The sequence below is a fragment of the Nonomuraea roseoviolacea subsp. carminata genome, from assembly GCF_024172185.1.
Lineage (GTDB): Bacteria > Actinomycetota > Actinomycetes > Streptosporangiales > Streptosporangiaceae > Nonomuraea > Nonomuraea roseoviolacea.
Genome location: NZ_JAMZEC010000001.1, coordinates 775204 through 791100 on the forward strand (window position 1 = coordinate 775204; position 15897 = coordinate 791100).

General features: G+C 72.9%; 16 protein-coding genes. 6 read left to right on the top strand and 10 right to left on the bottom strand.

Going from position 1 to position 15897, the window contains the following annotated elements; translation table 11 throughout:
• The first annotated feature begins 13 nt into the window (after window positions 1–13).
• Entirely contained in the window at window positions 14–1138 is a 1125-nt protein-coding gene (ald, locus tag HD595_RS03575; RefSeq protein WP_253765546.1) for an alanine dehydrogenase, read from the top strand.
• A gap of 17 nt (window positions 1139–1155) precedes the next feature.
• On the opposite strand, the gene HD595_RS03580 is transcribed toward ald, so the two are convergent.
• Together HD595_RS03580 and HD595_RS03585 are read right to left on the bottom strand one after the other, a co-directional pair.
• Window positions 1156–2021 (bottom strand): IS5 family transposase gene (locus tag HD595_RS03580; RefSeq protein WP_420540749.1). Its coding sequence is split into 2 segments (ribosomal slippage): window positions 1156–1625 and window positions 1625–2021, totalling 867 coding nucleotides; the frame shifts between segments, so codons are not numbered across the junction.
• A 116-nt stretch (window positions 2022–2137) separates the two neighbouring features.
• Window positions 2138–2716 (bottom strand): helix-turn-helix domain-containing protein, encoded by a 579-nt coding sequence (locus HD595_RS03585; RefSeq protein ID WP_253765547.1) that lies wholly within the window; start codon window positions 2714–2716, stop codon window positions 2138–2140.
• 96 nt (window positions 2717–2812) lie between these two features.
• On the opposite strand from HD595_RS03585, the gene HD595_RS03590 reads away from it, so the two are divergent.
• Complete coding sequence (locus HD595_RS03590; protein ID WP_253765548.1) at window positions 2813–3541, top strand: aspartate/glutamate racemase family protein; 729 nt, start codon at window positions 2813–2815, stop codon at window positions 3539–3541.
• Between the two features lie 29 nt (window positions 3542–3570).
• Here the strand turns inward: HD595_RS03590 and HD595_RS03595 are convergent, their stop codons facing one another.
• Window positions 3571–4281 carry a DUF3105 domain-containing protein gene (locus HD595_RS03595; protein WP_253765549.1) on the bottom strand — a complete coding sequence of 237 codons (711 nt, stop codon included), beginning with the start codon at window positions 4279–4281 and terminating at the stop codon, window positions 3571–3573.
• Window positions 4282–4416: 135 nt separating this feature from the next.
• On the opposite strand from HD595_RS03595, the gene HD595_RS03600 reads away from it, so the two are divergent.
• On the top strand, window positions 4417–5112 hold the full coding sequence (locus HD595_RS03600; protein WP_253765550.1) for a DUF305 domain-containing protein: 696 nt from the start codon (window positions 4417–4419) through the stop codon (window positions 5110–5112).
• Between the two features lie 121 nt (window positions 5113–5233).
• Window positions 5234–6637: a phytoene desaturase family protein gene (locus HD595_RS03605; RefSeq protein ID WP_253765551.1), complete on the top strand. Its 1404-nt coding sequence runs from the start codon at window positions 5234–5236 to the stop codon at window positions 6635–6637.
• 5 nt (window positions 6638–6642) lie between these two features.
• Here HD595_RS03605 and HD595_RS03610 read toward each other — a convergent pair whose 3' ends face one another.
• Window positions 6643–7143 (bottom strand): DUF3995 domain-containing protein, encoded by a 501-nt coding sequence (locus HD595_RS03610; protein ID WP_253765552.1) that lies wholly within the window; start codon window positions 7141–7143, stop codon window positions 6643–6645.
• A gap of 72 nt (window positions 7144–7215) precedes the next feature.
• On the opposite strand from HD595_RS03610, the gene HD595_RS03615 reads away from it, so the two are divergent.
• Both HD595_RS03615 and HD595_RS03620 read left to right on the top strand, forming a co-directional pair.
• Window positions 7216–7680 (top strand): hypothetical protein, encoded by a 465-nt coding sequence (locus HD595_RS03615; RefSeq protein WP_253765553.1) that lies wholly within the window; start codon window positions 7216–7218, stop codon window positions 7678–7680.
• Window positions 7677–8165 carry an RNA polymerase sigma factor gene (locus HD595_RS03620; protein ID WP_253765554.1) on the top strand — a complete coding sequence of 163 codons (489 nt, stop codon included), beginning with the start codon at window positions 7677–7679 and terminating at the stop codon, window positions 8163–8165. Before HD595_RS03615 ends, HD595_RS03620 begins: the two co-directional genes overlap by 4 nt.
• Window positions 8166–8241: 76 nt before the next feature.
• On the opposite strand, the gene HD595_RS03625 is transcribed toward HD595_RS03620, so the two are convergent.
• The 6 genes from HD595_RS03625 to HD595_RS03650 form a co-directional block, all read right to left on the bottom strand.
• Window positions 8242–9294 carry a threonine aldolase family protein gene (locus tag HD595_RS03625; protein WP_253765555.1) on the bottom strand — a complete coding sequence of 351 codons (1053 nt, stop codon included), beginning with the start codon at window positions 9292–9294 and terminating at the stop codon, window positions 8242–8244.
• The gene (locus HD595_RS03630) at window positions 9291–9920 is read right to left on the bottom strand and encodes an SDR family NAD(P)-dependent oxidoreductase (RefSeq protein ID WP_253765556.1); all 630 of its coding nucleotides are present in this window, start codon (window positions 9918–9920) and stop codon (window positions 9291–9293) included. The genes HD595_RS03625 and HD595_RS03630 overlap by 4 nt, the downstream gene beginning before the upstream one ends.
• Window positions 9917–11980: a DUF6421 family protein gene (locus HD595_RS03635; RefSeq protein WP_253765557.1), complete on the bottom strand. Its 2064-nt coding sequence runs from the start codon at window positions 11978–11980 to the stop codon at window positions 9917–9919. The genes HD595_RS03630 and HD595_RS03635 overlap by 4 nt, the downstream gene beginning before the upstream one ends.
• 102 nt (window positions 11981–12082) lie before the next feature.
• A complete protein-coding gene (locus HD595_RS03640) occupies window positions 12083–12739 on the bottom strand; it encodes a response regulator (RefSeq protein ID WP_175599576.1) in 657 nt (218 codons plus the stop codon).
• Between the two features lie 89 nt (window positions 12740–12828).
• Window positions 12829–14349: a serine/threonine protein kinase gene (locus HD595_RS03645; RefSeq protein WP_253765558.1), complete on the bottom strand. Its 1521-nt coding sequence runs from the start codon at window positions 14347–14349 to the stop codon at window positions 12829–12831.
• On the bottom strand, window positions 14349–15860 hold the full coding sequence (locus HD595_RS03650; protein ID WP_253765560.1) for a S1C family serine protease: 1512 nt from the start codon (window positions 15858–15860) through the stop codon (window positions 14349–14351). The genes HD595_RS03645 and HD595_RS03650 overlap by 1 nt, the downstream gene beginning before the upstream one ends.
• Window positions 15861–15897 lie beyond the last annotated feature (37 nt).

Here is a 15897-nt window from a genome sequence, read left to right on the forward strand (position 1 = left end):
ACGAGGGCGAGTCATGAAGGTCGGCGTTCCCCGCGAGGTCAAGGACAACGAGTACCGCGTCGCGCTCACTCCGGCAGGCGTCCACGAACTGGTGCGCAACGGGCACCAGGTCTTCGTCGAGAGGGATGCGGGCGTCGGCTCGTCCATCCCGGACGTCTACTTCGAGTCGGCGGGGGCCGTGATCCTGGACACGGCGGACGAGGTCTGGGCCGAGGGCGACCTGGTGCTCAAGGTGAAGGAACCGGTGGCCGAGGAGTACCACCGGATGCGCAAGGGGCAGGTGCTGTTCACGTACCTGCACCTGGCGGCCTCCCGGCCCTGCACCACGGCGATGCTCGACTCCGGGGTCACCGGGGTCGCGTACGAGACCGTGCAGTCCGACAACGGCGCGCTGCCGCTGCTCGCGCCCATGTCGGAGGTGGCGGGCCGGCTCGCCCCGCAGGTGGGCGCGTATCACCTGATGCGCTCCGGCGGCGGGCGCGGCGTGCTCATGGGCGGCGTCTCCGGCGTGCGCGCGGCGAACGTCGTGGTCATCGGCGCCGGGGTGTCCGGCATGAACGCGGCGGCCATCGCCCTCGGCATGCAGGCCGAAGTCGTGCTGCTCGACCGCAACATCGACAAGCTGCGCCAGGCGGACCTCATCTACCAGGGCCACTGCCAGACGATCGCCTCCAACACGCTGGAGATCGAGCGCGCGGTCCTGGAGGCGGACCTGGTCATCGGCGCCGTGCTGGTGCCGGGCGCGCGGGCGCCCAAGCTGGTGACCAACGAGCTGGTCAGCCGCATGAAGCCCGGCTCGGTGCTGGTGGACGTCTCCATCGACCAGGGCGGCTGCTTCGAGGACTCCCGGCCGACCACGCACGCCGAGCCGACCTACCAGGTCCACGACTCGGTGTTCTACTGCGTGGCCAACATGCCGGGGGCCGTGCCGCACACCTCGACGTACGCGCTGACGAACGTCACGCTGCCGTACGCGCTGGCGATCGCCGACCTGGGCTGGCGGCGCGCCATGCACCTGGACCCGGTGCTGGGGCGGGGCCTGAGCACCCACGAGGGTCATCTGGTGAGCCGCCCGGTGGCCGAGGCGCACGGCCTGGAGTGGACGGCCCCCGAGGACGTCCTGGGCCGCGCGGCCTAGGGCCTGTTTTGTGGATCTCATGCAAGCCATAGCAGCAGGCAGGCGATGGTGACAGCTGCCTGGTAGTGAACGGCGAGCTTGTCGTAGCGGGTGGCGATGCCTCTGAACTGCTTGAGCCGGTTGAAACAGCGTTCGACGACGTTGCGACGTTTGTAACGGGCAGGGTCGAACGCGCAGCGCCGGTGCCCTCGATGAGCTCGCCCAGCCAGCTGGTCGACGCGTTCAGGGATGGTCGCGCTGATACCCCGCCGGCGCAGATAGGTACGGATGGCCCGGGAGCTGTAGCCCTTGTCAGCGATGACGTGCTGAGGCCGGGTGCGGGGACGGCCAAGGCCGAGCCGAGGGACGCGAACGGCTGCCATCACACGGGTGAACTCGGTGCAGTCGTTGATGTTGCCGCCGGTGAGAACGAACGCCAGCGGCAGGCCGCGTCCGTCGGTGGCCAGGTGGAGTTTGGTGGTCAGTCCGCCGCGCGAGCGCCCGAGCGCCTGTCCGCCTTGATCCCCAACGTGATGGTTCGTCCTTGCCGGGTTCCCCCTTTACGGGCGCCCGCGGCGTGCTGGTGGGCCCGGACAATGGTCGAGTCGACGCAGACGGCCGACCAGTCCACCGCTCCTGCCGCATCCTCGTGAGCCTGGACATGCTCCAGCAGCCGCTGCCACGTCCCATCCGCTGACCAGCGACGGAACCGCTGATAGATCGTCTGCCAAGGGCCATACCGTTCGGGGATGTCCCGCCAGTCGGCACCGGTGCGGATCTTCCACACGATGCCGTTGAGCACTTGACGGTGATCCCGCCACCGGCCACCTCGTCCTGGGTGGGCCGGCAGTAGCGGCGCGATACGTTCCCACGCGGCATCGGTTAACTCATGGCGACGGACCATGTACCCATCGAGCCACACCCGAGCTCATCGCGCTGCCCGAATCGGCGAATCAGGAGGTTGAACCCACCTCCTGATCCACAAAACACGCCCTAGCACTCCCTGACGGGGCGCGGCCGTCAGATGTGCTCCATGACGAAGACCGCGCTGGTGTCGGCGGCGAGGGCGTCGAAGATGTGCGGCACGTCGCCGGGGTAGGTCACGTAGTCGCCCGGCCGCAGCTCGACCGGCTCCTCCGCGGGGCCGGCCAGCGCCCGGCCGGAGGCCAGGACGACGTGCTCGACCGTGCCCGGCGCGTGCGGCGCGGACAGGCGCGGCTCGCCGGGCCGGGCCGTGACCCGGTACAGGTCGCGGCGGGCGTTCGGGGGGCTGGAGGCCAGCAGGGCGGCCGTGTAGCCGGCGACCTCCGAGTGAGCGGCGGGCCCCTCCCCCGCCCGCAGGACGCGCGTGGCGGGCCGCGGCGGGTCGACGAGCCGGCTGAACGGCACGCCGAGCGCCGTGGCCAGCGCCCAGAGCGTCTCGACGCCGGGGTTGCCCGCGCCCGACTCGATCTGGGACAGCGTGGACTTGGCGACGCCGGCCCGCTTGGCCAGCTCGCTCAGGGACATGCCGGCGCGCTCGCGCTCGCGGCGCAGCGCGGCGGCGATCACCGCGATGAGACCCGGCTCACCGGCGGGGCTGTTTCCCAAGGCGTTCACTCTCCTGGACAGTCGTTCGGTTTGACGAACACCACAGCGCTGGTCCACTCTGACGATACAGCCGTTCGGTACACCGAACACCGGAAGGGAAACCCCATGCCCCACCTCGGCATCCTCGCGCACAGCACGGAGGGCGCGGCGCTCTGCTTCCTGGACTACTGCCAGGAGGGCTTCCGCCGCACCGGCCGCAACGAGCACCCCGACGTGACGCTCGACTACATCGCCCTGGGCCGCAGCATGCCGGCCTGGGACTCCGGCGACCACGTGGCCGTGCGGCGCACCCTGGCCGTGAGCGTGGACCGGCTGGAGCGGGCCGGGGCCGCCTTCTTCGCCTGCCCGGACAACACCGCCCACCTCGCCCTCGAACACCCGGGCGCCGACTTGGCGCTGCCCGGCCTGCACATCGCGGAGGTGGTCGCGGACCGGGCGGCGGCCGAGGGACGGCGGCGCGTCGGCGTGCTCGGCACGCGCTACACCATGGACGGCCCCGTCTACCCGCGGGCGCTGGCCGCGCGGGGCATCGCCGCCGAGGTCCCCGAGCCCGCCGACCGCGAGACGGTGAACCGGATCATCTTCGAGGAGCTGGTCAACGGCGTCTTCACGGACGCCTCCCGGCGGGAGTACGTCCGGGTCATCGAGCGGCTGGCCGCGCGCGGCTGCGACGCCGTGGCGCTGGTGTGCACGGAGATCCCGCTGCTGGTGACCCCGGACGTCGCGCCGCTGCCGACGCTCGACTCGACCCGGCTGCTGGCGCGGGCCGCCTACGAGGTGGCCGTGGGCGAGCGGCCGCTGCCGACATGGCGCGGCGGCCCGCTCACGGCCTGATGACCGCTACTCGCTGCGGTCGATGAGCGCTACTTGCTCTGGGTGGGGCTGGCGGTCGGGGCCAGGGTCTCCATCGGCTGCTGCTGGTTGCCCTTCGGCTCCGGCGGCAGCGGCGCCTGGTCGGCGGTCGTGGTGATCGCGTCCGGGCCGCCGCAGGTGGTGCCCAGCTCGGGGGTGTCCTTGCCGTTCTGGAACTTCTTGATGAACGCCGGGAGCTTCGGGTCGTCCGGCTTGTCGAGCTTGAGCTGGTGCCCCCAGGAGGAGACCACGATCGGCGAAGGCAGGTTGGGGTAGGGGCTCATCAGCATGAAGTCCTGCTGGCCGGTGCTGGTGGCCACGGCGCGCAGCGCGTCCACCTGCTGCTTGGGCAGGTCCGGCCGGTAGGTGATCCACACGGCGCCGTGCTCCATCGAGTGGACGGCGTGCTCGTTGTGGATGGGCTTGGAGTAGATGTCGCACGCCTGCCAGTAGTTGTTGTGCTGGCCGCCGACGGGCGGGGTCTCCTTGTACGACACCGGGGTCCACACGTGCTGGCCCGCCTCGTAGGAGTAGTTGGAGACCGCGTCGAGCGAGGTCTCGCGGGTCTGCTTGACCAGGTAGAAGCCGACCCCGCCGACCAGCAGCAGGACGACCAGGCCACCCGCGCCCCACATCAGGAACGCCGCGCGCCGCTCCTTGCGCTTCTGCTCGGCGCGCATCTTCTGCAGATGCTCGCGCCGCGCCTGCGCCTTCTCCTTCATCGGTCCTCCATCGGCGTGCCAACTCGGGTCACCCTATGCCCTGAAATCGTATGGGGAGAATAAGGCCGTTCTAAGCCGTAGATCACCGGTGAAAGCAGAGGGTCCGGTGCCCCGGGTGGGTACGCTGGACACGCCATGGACAACCCCGAATCCCCAGCAGGGCCCGAAGTGCCGGAGGCGCCCGAGTCCCCGGCGAGGCCCACCAGCTCCCAGCGCGGCACGCTGCTCGCCGGCCTCGCCGTCCTGATCGTCGCCGCGGCGGCGCTCTTCCTCGTGTTCGGCCGGGGCGGCACGCCCGCCGACGCCTCCCCCGAGGCCGGGTTCGCCCGCGACATGGCCGCCCACCACGCGCAGGCCGTCGACATGTCCTTCACGATCAGGGACGAGAGCCAGTCGCGCGAGATCCGCAACCTGGCCTACGACATCATCACCGGCCAGTCCAACCAGCGCGGCATGTTCATCGGCTGGCTCCAGCAGTGGGGCCTCGACCAGGCCACCGACCGGCCTCCCATGGCCTGGATGAACGGCCACGGCCACGGCGGCGGCCCGGCCGCGACGCCGGGCGTGATGCCGGGCATGGCGACCCCCGAGGAACTGGCGAAGCTCAAGACGCTCAGGGGCACGCAGGCCGAGGTGCTGTTCCTCCAGCTCATGATCCGCCATCACGAGGGCGGCGTGCAGATGGCCCAGGGGCTGCTGCGGCTGTCCGACCGGGAGGAGGTCGCCAACATGGCAGACAAGATCGTCAAGGGTCAGTCCAGCGAGATCAAGCTCATGACCGACCTGCTCAAGGCCCGCGGCGCGCAGCCCCTGCCCACGATCCTCAAGTGACCCCACGCCCGGGCCGCCCGCGCACGCCTCAACGGGTCCCGGACGGGAGGCGCACGCTCCCGTCCCGAACGCCTCTGCCGGGGAGCGGCCCACGAGCGTCCCTGCCGGGGAGCGGCTCGCGGTGAGCGGGCGGGCGGTGGTCGTCGGATCGGGTCCGAACGGGCTCGTCGCGGCCGTCGCGCTGGCCGCGGCCGGACGCGAGGTGGTGCTGCTGGAGGCCGCCGAGCGGTTCGGCGGCGGGCTGCGCTCGGAGGAGCTGACGCTGCCGGGCCGGGTCCACGACGTCGGGGCGACGGTCATGGCGCTGGCCCTGGCCTCGCCCGCGTTCCGGGAGCTGGGCGTGGAGCGCCTGGTGCAGTTCGCGCACCCGCCCGTGGCCGTCGCCCACCCCCTGGACGACCGGCCGGCGGTGCTGGTCCACCGCGACGTCCGCCGCACCGCCGAAGGGCTGGGGGCGGACGGCGCGGCGTGGCGGGCGAGCGTGGGGGCGGCGGCCCGCGCGGGGCTGCCGCTCACCGACCTGCTGCTGAAGCCGCTCGGGCCGTGGAGCGGGAGCCCCCGGGCGTTCGCGTCGGCGGCCGCGTTCGGGCTGGCCGGCCTGGCGCCGGCCACGGCGTTCGCCCGGCGCGTGTTCCGCACCCCCGAGGCGCGGGCGGCGTTCGCGGGGCTGGCCGCGCACTCGATGCTCGACCTGCGCGCCCCACTCAGCGGCGCGTACGGCCTCATGCTCGGCACGCTGGCGCACCTGGTCGGCTGGCCGCTGGTCAGGGGCGGGTCCCAGGTGCTGGCCGACGCGCTGGTGGCGCGGCTGCGCGAGCTGGGCGGGCAGGCGGTCACCGGGCACCGGGTACGCCACCTGAGTGAGCTGGAGGCCGACATCGTCGTGCTGGACGTGACGCCCCGGCAGTTCCTGGAGATGGCCGACCTCCCCCCGGCCTACCGGCGGCGGCTGCGGCGCTACCGCTACGGGCCGGGGGTGTTCAAGGTCGACTGGGCGCTCGACGGGCCGGTGCCGTGGCGCGACCCGGCCGTCGCCTCGGCCGGCACCGTCCACCTGGGCGGCACGCTGGAGGAGATCGCGCTCAGCGAGGCGGAGATGGCGCGCGGACGCCACTCGCCCCGCCCGTACGTGCTGCTCGTCCAGCCGTACGCGGCCGACCCCACGCGCGGCGGGCACACGCTGTGGGCCTACTGCCACGTGCCCCACGGGTCGCCGGTGGACATGACGGCCGCGATCGAGGCGCAGATCGAGCGGTACGCCCCCGGCTTCCGCGACCGGGTGCTGGCCCGGCACGCGATGGGGCCGGCGGCGCTGGAGGCGTTCGACGCCAACCTGGTGGGCGGCGACATCGGCGGCGGGCTGGCGAGCGTGGTCCAGTTCGCCCGGCGGCCGGTCTGGTCGCCCGCGCCGTGGCGCACGCCGCTGCCCGGGGTGTTCCTGTGCTCGGCGGCGACGCCTCCGGGCGCCGGCACCCACGGCATGGGCGGCTGGCAGGCCGCCCGCCTCGCCCTACGTACGAACTAGCCCCCTCACGGGCGGGCCGCGCGTCCGGCCGTCCGCGACAGCGTGGCGGCCGGGCCCGTCGGGTGCGGCGGCCGGGCGGCGGGGGCGAGGGGCCGGAGCGTGAGGAGGCCGGCCGCCGTGGCCATGGCCGCGCAGAGCGGCGTGTACACGATCAGGTTCAGCCAGTAGAACGGGGTCGCCGTGTCCGCGCCGATCCCGAGGATCCAGACCAGCCCGGCCGCCGCCCGTACCAGCGTCCCGGCGGCCACGGCGCCGGTGACCAGCCGCGCGGGCAGCCCGCCCCGGCCGCGGGAGCGCGCGAGGACCGCCACGGCCCCGGTGGTGAGCACGGCCGCGAGCGGCACCAGGACGCGCGGGGTGAAGGGCACCTCCAGGTTCAGCACCGCCAGCGAGAGCGACCTGACGTCGTGGGCGGGCCAGGTGCGGCCGGTCAGCCAGTACAGGTGCGCGGCGGCGTCGGTGAGGAGGACGGCGGCGGTCAGGGTGCCGAGGCGTGAAGTGTTCATACCCGGCAGGAGTCGGCGAACCGCCCGATGGTTCCATGGAACCTTTCGCGCCTTCCCCGCCTCTGGATGGACATGAGCTGGCCTGTTGCCGACCTGGACCCCGTACGACGGCTGCGCGCGCTCGCCGCCGCCATCCCCGGGGCGTACGTCGCCGAGCGCGTCATCCCCGCCCCCTTCGCGGCGGTCTGGGCCGTGGCGGGCGACCTGGAGAAGGAGTTCGGCACCTTCGAGCCCGACATGCGGCGTCTCACCCTCGACTCCGCCCGCCCGGACGGCCGCCTCGTGGCCAGGGCCCGCAGCCGGTACGGCATGCGTGCCCGGTTCGACGTGGACCTGCGGCCGGGCTGGTGCTGGATGCAGAGCCGATTTCTGCTCGTGGGCCTGGCCGCGACGGCGGTGCCGGAGGGGACCCTGGTCGCGCAGACGGGCGGGGTCCGCGTCCCGGGCCGGGCCGCGCTGGTGCCGTGGGGGGTGCGGGCGGCCGGGGACCGGGCGCTGGCCCGGCTCGCCGCCCGGGTCGCCGGGAGGCCGGTGTGACGCCCGGGCTGGTGCTCGCCGCCCAGCGGGGCGACACGATGGCCATGAACGACCTGCTCACCGAGCTGACGCCGTACCTGGGCCGGATCTGCGGCCCGATCGCGCTGGACAGCGGGCCCGACGCCGTCCAGGAGGCCCTGATCGCGATCTTCCGGCACCTGCCGGACCTGCGCGAGCCCGAGGCCCTGCACGGCTGGGCCCGGGCGATAGCCGTGCGCGAGGCCGTCCGGATCGCCCGGCGCGACGGCCGCTCCAGCCCGGCGGAGCTCGACGGGCTGCCGTCGCCGCAGGACGTCGAGCGCGCCGTGGACATCCGCGACGTGCTGGAACGCCTGCCGCCGGAGCATCGGGCGGTGCTGGTGCTGCGCGACCTGGAAGGGCTGCCGGAGGAGGCCGCGGCGCGGCTGCTGCGGGTCCCCTCCGGCACGGTGAAGTCCCGCCTGCACCGGGCGCGCGCGAGCTTCCGCCGCGCCTGGCAGGGGTGAGACGAGGCCGGGGAACGCACCGCGGCCCGCGGCTCCGCCCGTCCGGGCCGGGAGCCGCGGGCCGCGGGCGATCCGGCTAGCTCGCGCCGAGCTCCTCGGCGAGGGCCGCGGCGAAGGCGTCCACATCGGCCTCCGTGGTGTCGAAGGCGCACATCCAGCGCACCTCGCCCGTCGCCGGGTTCCAGGTGTAGAAGCGGAAGCGCTTCTGCATGCGCTCGGTGACGTCGGGCGGCAGGATCGCGAAGACGGCGTTGGCCTCGACGGGCCGCGGCACCTCCACGCCCGGCAGGTCGCGCACCGCCTCGGCCAGCCGCCGGCCCATGGCGTTGGCCTGGCGGGCGTTGCGCAGCCACAGGTCGTCCGACAGCAGCGCCAGGAACTGGGCGGAGACGAAGCGCATCTTCGACGACAGCTGCATGAACGTCTTGCGCAGGTAGTCGACGCCGCGGGCCGCCCGCGGGTTGAGCACCACGACCGCCTCGCCGTACAGCATGCCGATCTTGGTGCCGCCGAACGAGAGCACGTCCACGCCCGCGTCGGTGGTCAGCGCCCGCATGGGCACGTCGAGCGCGGCGGCGGCGTTGGTCAGGCGCGAGCCGTCGAGGTGGACGAGCATGCCGAGCTCGTGGGCGTGGGAGCAGATCGCGGCGATCTCCTCCGGCGTGTAGACGGTGCCCAGCTCGGTGGTGTTGGAGATGGACACCACGCGCGGCTGGGCGCGGTGGACGTCGCCGAAGCCCCACGCCTGCCGGTCGATCAGCTCGGGCGTGAGCTTGCCGTCGGGGGTGGGCACGGTGAACAGCTTGATGCCGCCCGCCACCTCCGGGGCGCCGCCCTCGTCGGTGTGGATGTGGGCCGTCTCCGCGCACACGACCGCCTCCCAGGGGGCGAGCATGGAGCGCAGCGAGACGACGTTGGCCGCGGTGCCGTTGAACACCGGCCACGCCTGCGCCGTCTCGCCGAAGTGCCGGCGGAAGACCTCGGCCAGCGCCTCGGTGTAGACGTCGTCGCCGTAGGAGATCTGGTGGCCGCCGTTGGCCTCGGCGATGGCCTGGAGGATCTCCGGGTGGACGCCGGCGTAGTTGTCGCTGGCGAAGCCCTTGAGCGAGGGGTCGTGCAGTGCTGTCACGTCGTGAGGTCCTGTCGGGTTCCGTTGATCTCGGCGGCGGGCCGGTCGTAGAGCCCGCCGACGGCCTGGGCGAGGTCGCGCACGTCGGTGAACCCGGCGAAGCGCGCCTCGGGCTTGGCCGCGCGCATGGCGTCGTTGACCAGCGCCTTGATGACGAGGATGACGGCCGCGGAGCCGGTGTCGCGCAGCGCGTCGGCCAGGGAGAGGGTCCACGCCTCGGCGGCGGCCTTGGCGGCGGCGTAGGCGGCGCCGCCGGCCGTGGGCCGCTGCGCCGCCTGGGCCGAGACGATGACGAAGCGGCCGTTGCCGCTCCTGCGCAGCAGCGGCTCGAAGGCCAGCGACACGTGCTGGAGCGTGCGGATGAGCAGGTCGTGCAGGGTGTCCCAGTCGTCGAGGCTGGTCTCGGCGAAGCTCTTGGAGCCGCGCCAGCCGCCGACGAGGTGGACGACGCCGTCGACGACGCCGTGCTCCTTCTCCACGCGCGCCGCGAACGCCTGGACCGCCTCGCGGTCGAGCAGGTCGACGTCGTCGCGGTCGACGCCGATGACGGTGTGCCCGCCGGCGCGGAAGTGGTCGGCGACGGCCTGGCCGGTGGGACCCGCGGCCCCGGTCACCACGATGATCATCCCCGGATCCCCTTCGTCGACTCGACCACGTCGGCCAGCTTACGGCGCAGCGCCTCGTAGAACATGCTCAGGGGGAACTCGTCGGACAGCACCGCGTCCACCTTGGCCTTCTGCTCCTCGGGCAGCGCCTCGACGCCCTTGGCCCAGGTGGAGGCCGGGTGCGGCTCGACGTAGGCGGTGACCAGCTCGTAGGCCGCCAGCCAGTGGGCCAGCTTGGAGCGGTCGATGCTGTCGCGGTAGAGCTTCTCGACCTCGCCGCGCAGGTCGGCGACGCCGTCGGCGACCCGCTCCCAGTCGATGCTGAGCCGGTTGTCGGTCCAGCGGACGATGTCGTTGCGGTGCAGGTAGGCGAACAGGAGCTGGCCGCCGAGCCCGTCGTAGTTGCGCACCCGCTCGCCGGTGATCGGGAAGCGGAAGAGCCGGTCGAACAGGATGGCGTGCTGCACGTAGCGGGCGTGCGGCACACCGCGCGCCTCCAGCTTGACCGCCTCGCCGAACGCGGTCAGGTCGCAGCGCAGCTCCTCCAGCGAGTACAGCCAGTACGGCATGCGCTGCTTGATCATGAACGGGTCGAACGGCAGGTCGCCGTGGCTGTGGGTGCGGTCGTGGATGAGGTCCCACAGCACGAAGGTGTCCTGGGCGAGCTGCTGGGAGGCCAGCAGCCGGGCGGCGTCCGGCGGCAGGTCGAGCCGGAGCGTCTCGGTCGCCGCGCCCGACACCCGGCGGAAGCGGGCGGCCTCGCGGTCGGCGAAGATGCCGCCCCAGGTGAAGCGGGCCGGCGCCTGCCGCACGGCGACGGTCTCGGGGAAGAGCACGGCCGAGTGGGTGTCGTAGCCGGAGGTGAAGTCCTCGAACGCGATGGGCACGAACATCGGGTTGTCGTAGCCGCCGGCCTCCAGCTCGGCCAGCCAGCCGGGCCAGATGGTGCGCAGCCAGACCGCTTCGAGGTTGCGGTTGGGGTTGCCGTTCTGGGTGTACATCGGGAACACCACCAGGTGCTCCAGCCCGTCGACGCGCTGGGTGTCGGGGTGGAAGAGCTCCAGCGAGGCGAGGAAGTCCGGCACGCCGAGGTCCTGGCGGGCCCAGGCGGCCAGGTCCTCCTGGACGGCCTGGAGGTAGGCGGCGTCGTGCGGGAAGTGCGGGGCGAGCTCGGCCACGCGGGCGGCGATGACGCCGACCAGCTCCTTGGCCCGCTCCTTGTCCTCCGGCACCGAGCCGTCCTTCACCTGGAGGGGGCGCAGCTCCTCGACGGCGGCCTTGAGCTGGGCGAACAGCGCGGCCTTGGCCTCGTCGCGGCCGGCCTGCGAGGCGGCGCCGGCGGGGACGCGGGCCGCCCAGGTGACGACGTTGCCCCAGAGCCGCCGGTGGTCGTGGTCGTCGAGGGAGTCGTCGCCGAACAGGTCGGAGTCGGCGAAGACGACCACCCGGCCCTGGCCGTAGGCGAGGGCGACGGCGAGGGGCTCGCCGGCGGGGGCGGCCTGCGGCGAGGTGGCGAACAGGACGGTGGCGTCCTGCCCGGCGGTGAGGACGCCGGAGCGGTAGAAGCAGGCGTGCTTCACGCCGGCGAGCAGCCCGGCGCCGGTGGCGGGCTCGGCGACGACCCAGGTGGCGACGCCCCGGTGGGCGTGCCCGGGGTCGCGCACGGTGGTGTGGCGGACGCCGACGCCGAAGCGGGCGAGCAGGTCGGCCAGGTTGCTGCCGTACTTGTCCTGCTCCTCCTCGGCGAGCACGACGAGCCCGCCGCCGCCGGCGACGAAGTCGCGCACGGCGTCGAGCTCGGCCTCGGTGAAGATCGGGGCGCCGAGGCCGGTGGTGCGCTCCCAGCGCTCGTCCGCCGGGTGGGCGATGACCAGGACGTCCTGGTCCTGGAGCGCTCCATCCGTCAGCGGGCCGTCGGTGTGGGCGGCCACCGTGTGTCCCAGGTGCCGCAGCAGGTCGGCCGCGCGGGCATAGCTGCTGTCGTCGGGGTGGGCGGGGTTGATGGCCTCGGCCACGTCACGGCGGATGGTCCACGACTCGTTGTGGGCCTCGTCGAACAGCACTCTGGGGAAAGCCTGCATGAAAGATCTCCTGTTACTCCCGCTTCCAAACGGAAAATATACACACAGGCCCCGCAATCCTCACAAAAGGCTTCCGGATGCTGAGATCCTCCCCGCCCCGCTTCACGCGGCTCCCGGCCGCACCACCCCCGACTCGTACGCGAAGACGACCGCCTGCGCCCGGTCGCGCAGATCCAGCTTCATGAGCACCCGCGCCACATGGGTCTTGACCGTGGCCTCGCCGACGAACAGCTCCTTGGCGATCTCGGCGTTGGTGATGCCGCGCGCCAGCAGCCGCAGCACCTCCAGCTCGCGCGGGGTCAGCTCGGCCAGCCGGGGCGAGGGCGTCGGATCCCGGCGGCCGGCGAAGGAGGCGATCACCCGGCTGGTCACCGCGGGATCGAGCAGCGCGTCACCGGCGTGGACCACCCGGATGGCCTCCAGGAGCTGCTCGGGCGGCGACACCTTCAGCAGGAAGCCGCTGGTGCCGGCCTGCAGCGCGGCGTACAGGTTCTCGTCGCTGTCGAAGGTGGTCAGCGTGATGACCTTGGGCGGGGACGGCGCGTCGAGCAGCTCCCTCGTCGCCGACAGCCCGTCGAGGCGGGGCATGGAGATGTCCATCAGGACGATGTCGGGACGGGTGCGCCGGGCCACGGCGACGGCCTCGCGCCCGTCGGCGGCCTCGCCCACCACGTCCATGCCCGGTTCGGCCTCCAGGATCATGCGGAGGCCGGCTCTGATCATCGCCTGGTCGTCCGCGATGACGATGCGTATGCTCACACGCGGAGACTAGACGGCCACCGGCGGATTGGACACCCAGGTCAAGCCGCGTACAAGTGGCTTACAAGATCACAAGTCGGACAAGGGCGTCACTGGAGGCGCACGCTCTGGCGCACGCGCGCCTGCACCGCGTCGTCGCAGGTGTTGCGGGCGCAGAAGTAGAGCAGGAGCATCGGCTTGGGCTTGCGGTCCACGACGTAGCCGACGAAGCCGAGCCGGGCGCCGCTGTCGCGGTCGGTCAGCGACCCCGAGTAGCGGGTGGCGGGGCTGGTGCCCGCCTGCTCGGTGACCGGGCCGCTCACGTCGATCCTGCCGGGCAGCAGCCCTTCGAGCATGGCCTTCATCTGCGTGTCCGTGGCCGTGGTGCTGAGGGTGTCGGAGACCTGGACGTACACGCCGGTCGCGTTCTCGGGGTCGTCGGTGATGACCGGGACCACCGGCGTCCAGTCCGCGCCGGCCCCGGAGACGAACATCGACTCGAACTCCGGCGCGCGCGGCGAGACCAGGGCGAACAGGTCCTCGTGGGTGCGCACGGTCCAGCCGGCCGGGTACTCGAAGCCGACCGGCGCGGCCGTGGTGGGCTGGTAGCGGGCCCAGGACTCGCCCCGCTGGCTCAGCACGAGCAGCACGACGAGCACGAGCGCCGCGACGGCCGCCGTGAGCGTGGCCGCGATGATCGGCAACCGGCCCGGCCGGCCGGTCCCGCCGCGCCCGGCGGCCGGGCGCCGGGGCCGCACCGGGAGGGGGGCGGCGAGCGGCCGGTCCTCCAGGTGGCCGCTCATCGCGTCGCGCAGCGCGGCCACGAACGCGCCACAGGTCGGGTAGCGCTGCTCGGGTGACTTGGCCAGCGCCCGCTCCATCACGGCGTCCACCTCGGGCGGCAGCTCGGGGCGCATCTGCGACAGCGGCGTGGGCTGCTCGGCCAGGTGCGCCCACAGCAGCGCGATGTCGTTGTCGCGCTGGAACGGCAGCCGCCCCGACAGCCCCTCGTAGACGACGCAGGCCAGCGCGTACTGGTCGCAGCGGCCGTCGATGTGCTCCTTGTTGATCTGCTCGGGCGACATGTAGCGGGGAGTGCCGATGAACTGGTCGGTCTGGGTCAGCCCGGAGATCGACGTGCGGTGCTTGGTGATGCCGAAGTCGGTCAGGTAGACGTGGTCGCCGGCCAGCAGGATGTTGGCCGGCTTGACGTCGCGGTGGATCAGGTCGTGGGCGTGGGCGGCGTCGAGCGCCGCGGCCACCTGGGTGAAGATCTGGTTGGCCTGGGCGAGCGGCAGCGGCCCCCGGTCGTAGATGAGGCGGCGCAGGTCGAGGCCGTCGACGTAGCGCATCGAGATGTAGAGCACGCCGTCGGCGTCGGCGTTGGCCTCGTAGATGGGGATGATGTTGGGGTGCTCGATGCTGGCGACCGTCCTGGACTCCAGGATGAACCGCTGGCGGAAGCGGTCGTCCACGCTCAGCACCGGGTTGAGGATCTTGAGCGCGACCCGGCGGCTCAGCCTCGGGTCCAGGGCGAGGTAGACGACCGCCATGCCGCCCTTGCCGACGATGTCCTCGATGTAGTAGCCGGCCACCTCCTGGCCGATGAGGGAGCGTTCGTTCACCGGCATCACGTCTCGATGGGGTGACCGCAGTAGCCGCAGAACCGGTGCGCGGCCCCCAGCCGCATCCCGCAGGCGGTGCAGAACTTCACGGCCTGCTCCTGCGCGGTCAGCACCTGCTTCTGCTGCGGGATCACCGCGAACGGCTGGGAGCGGCGGACGACCACGGTCTGGTTGGCGCCCTCGTCCAGCGGCTGCGGGGGCACGGCGACCAGTGGCGGCGGCTCGGGCTTGGGCTCGGGGCCGCGCCGGCGCCGCCACAGCAGGACCGCCCCGGTCGCCGCGGCCAGGAACAGCACCCCGGCGGCCACGGCGAACGGCCACATCGGCGTGGCGGAGCGGGCGGGCACGGGGACGGGCCGGACGCCGCGGTCCTCGGGGCCGCCCCGCTTGGCCAGGGAGTCCTTGAGCAGCGTGGCGGCCACCACGTTGCCGGGGTAGAGCTCCAGCACGCGCTGGAAGCCGGGGGCCGCCTCGGTGTAGTACTTCGTGTGGTAGCGGGTCAGCGCCGCCTCGAACGCCGAGTCGATCGCGCCCCTGCGCGGGGCGACGCCGGCCTTGGTCAGCGCCGAGGTGACCTCCCGGATGCCGATCATCCGGGCCGCCCGGCCGCCGCCGATGAGCATGCCGACGACGTGGCCGTCCTTGTCGCCGATGACGGGCGCGCCGCGCAGGCCGCGGTCGGCGAGGCCGGCCAGCTTCACGGGCTCGTCCACCTTCTTGTCGGGGTCGGCGAACGGCCGGCCGTTCTCGCCCGCGCCGCCGCCCTTGCCCAGGTGGGCGATCTCGACCGTGGTCTGCACGGTGGGGCCGGGCCGGCCGAGGAAGCCGGCCACGTTGGTGGGCGAGCCGGCCGACTCGGGCACCCGGTCGGCGAGGGGGGCGGTGGGCAGGCCGACGCCGCCGACGACCCGGCTGGACGTCTGGAGCACGGCCGGCGTGTCCGGGCCCGGTCCGGCCTTGACCAGGTCCGCCTTGAGGCCCTTGGGGTCGGCCGGTGAGACGTTCGGGAAGACCGTGATGTCGGTCCTGATGTTGTAGATGCAGGTCGCCTTGGAGGTCAGCGGCGGGTAGCACTGCTGGAGGTGGCGGTCGAGCACCTCGTCCTTGAGCTTGTGCCGCTCGAAGTCGGCCGGGATCTTCACGCCGTGGTGCTCGGCGAAGATCTTGTTGGCCGCGTGGACGGCGAGGTCCTGCTCGCTCTTGACCACGCGGGTGAGCGTGACGATGCCGCCCTCGGGGTTGACCACGACGCCGGTGCCGACGCCGATGGGCACCTTGTAGGACCGTTCCACGTGGACGAGGTCGCGGATGTGGTCCAGGAGCGTGATGTCGATGTGCGCGGTGGCCTCGACGCGGACCACGGCGGGGGTGACGAGGTCGGTGATGCCGCTGGGGTGCTCGTGCGCGGCGGCCGGGAGCACGCCGTACGGGGAGAGAGACAGGGGGAGGGACAGCGGGAGGAACAGCGCCACGAGCGCCACGGCGGCGCCGCCGGCCAGAGCTGTGAGACGAGCCATCGCCGCTCCGTTTCGCAGAAGTGTCAACAGCGTCCCA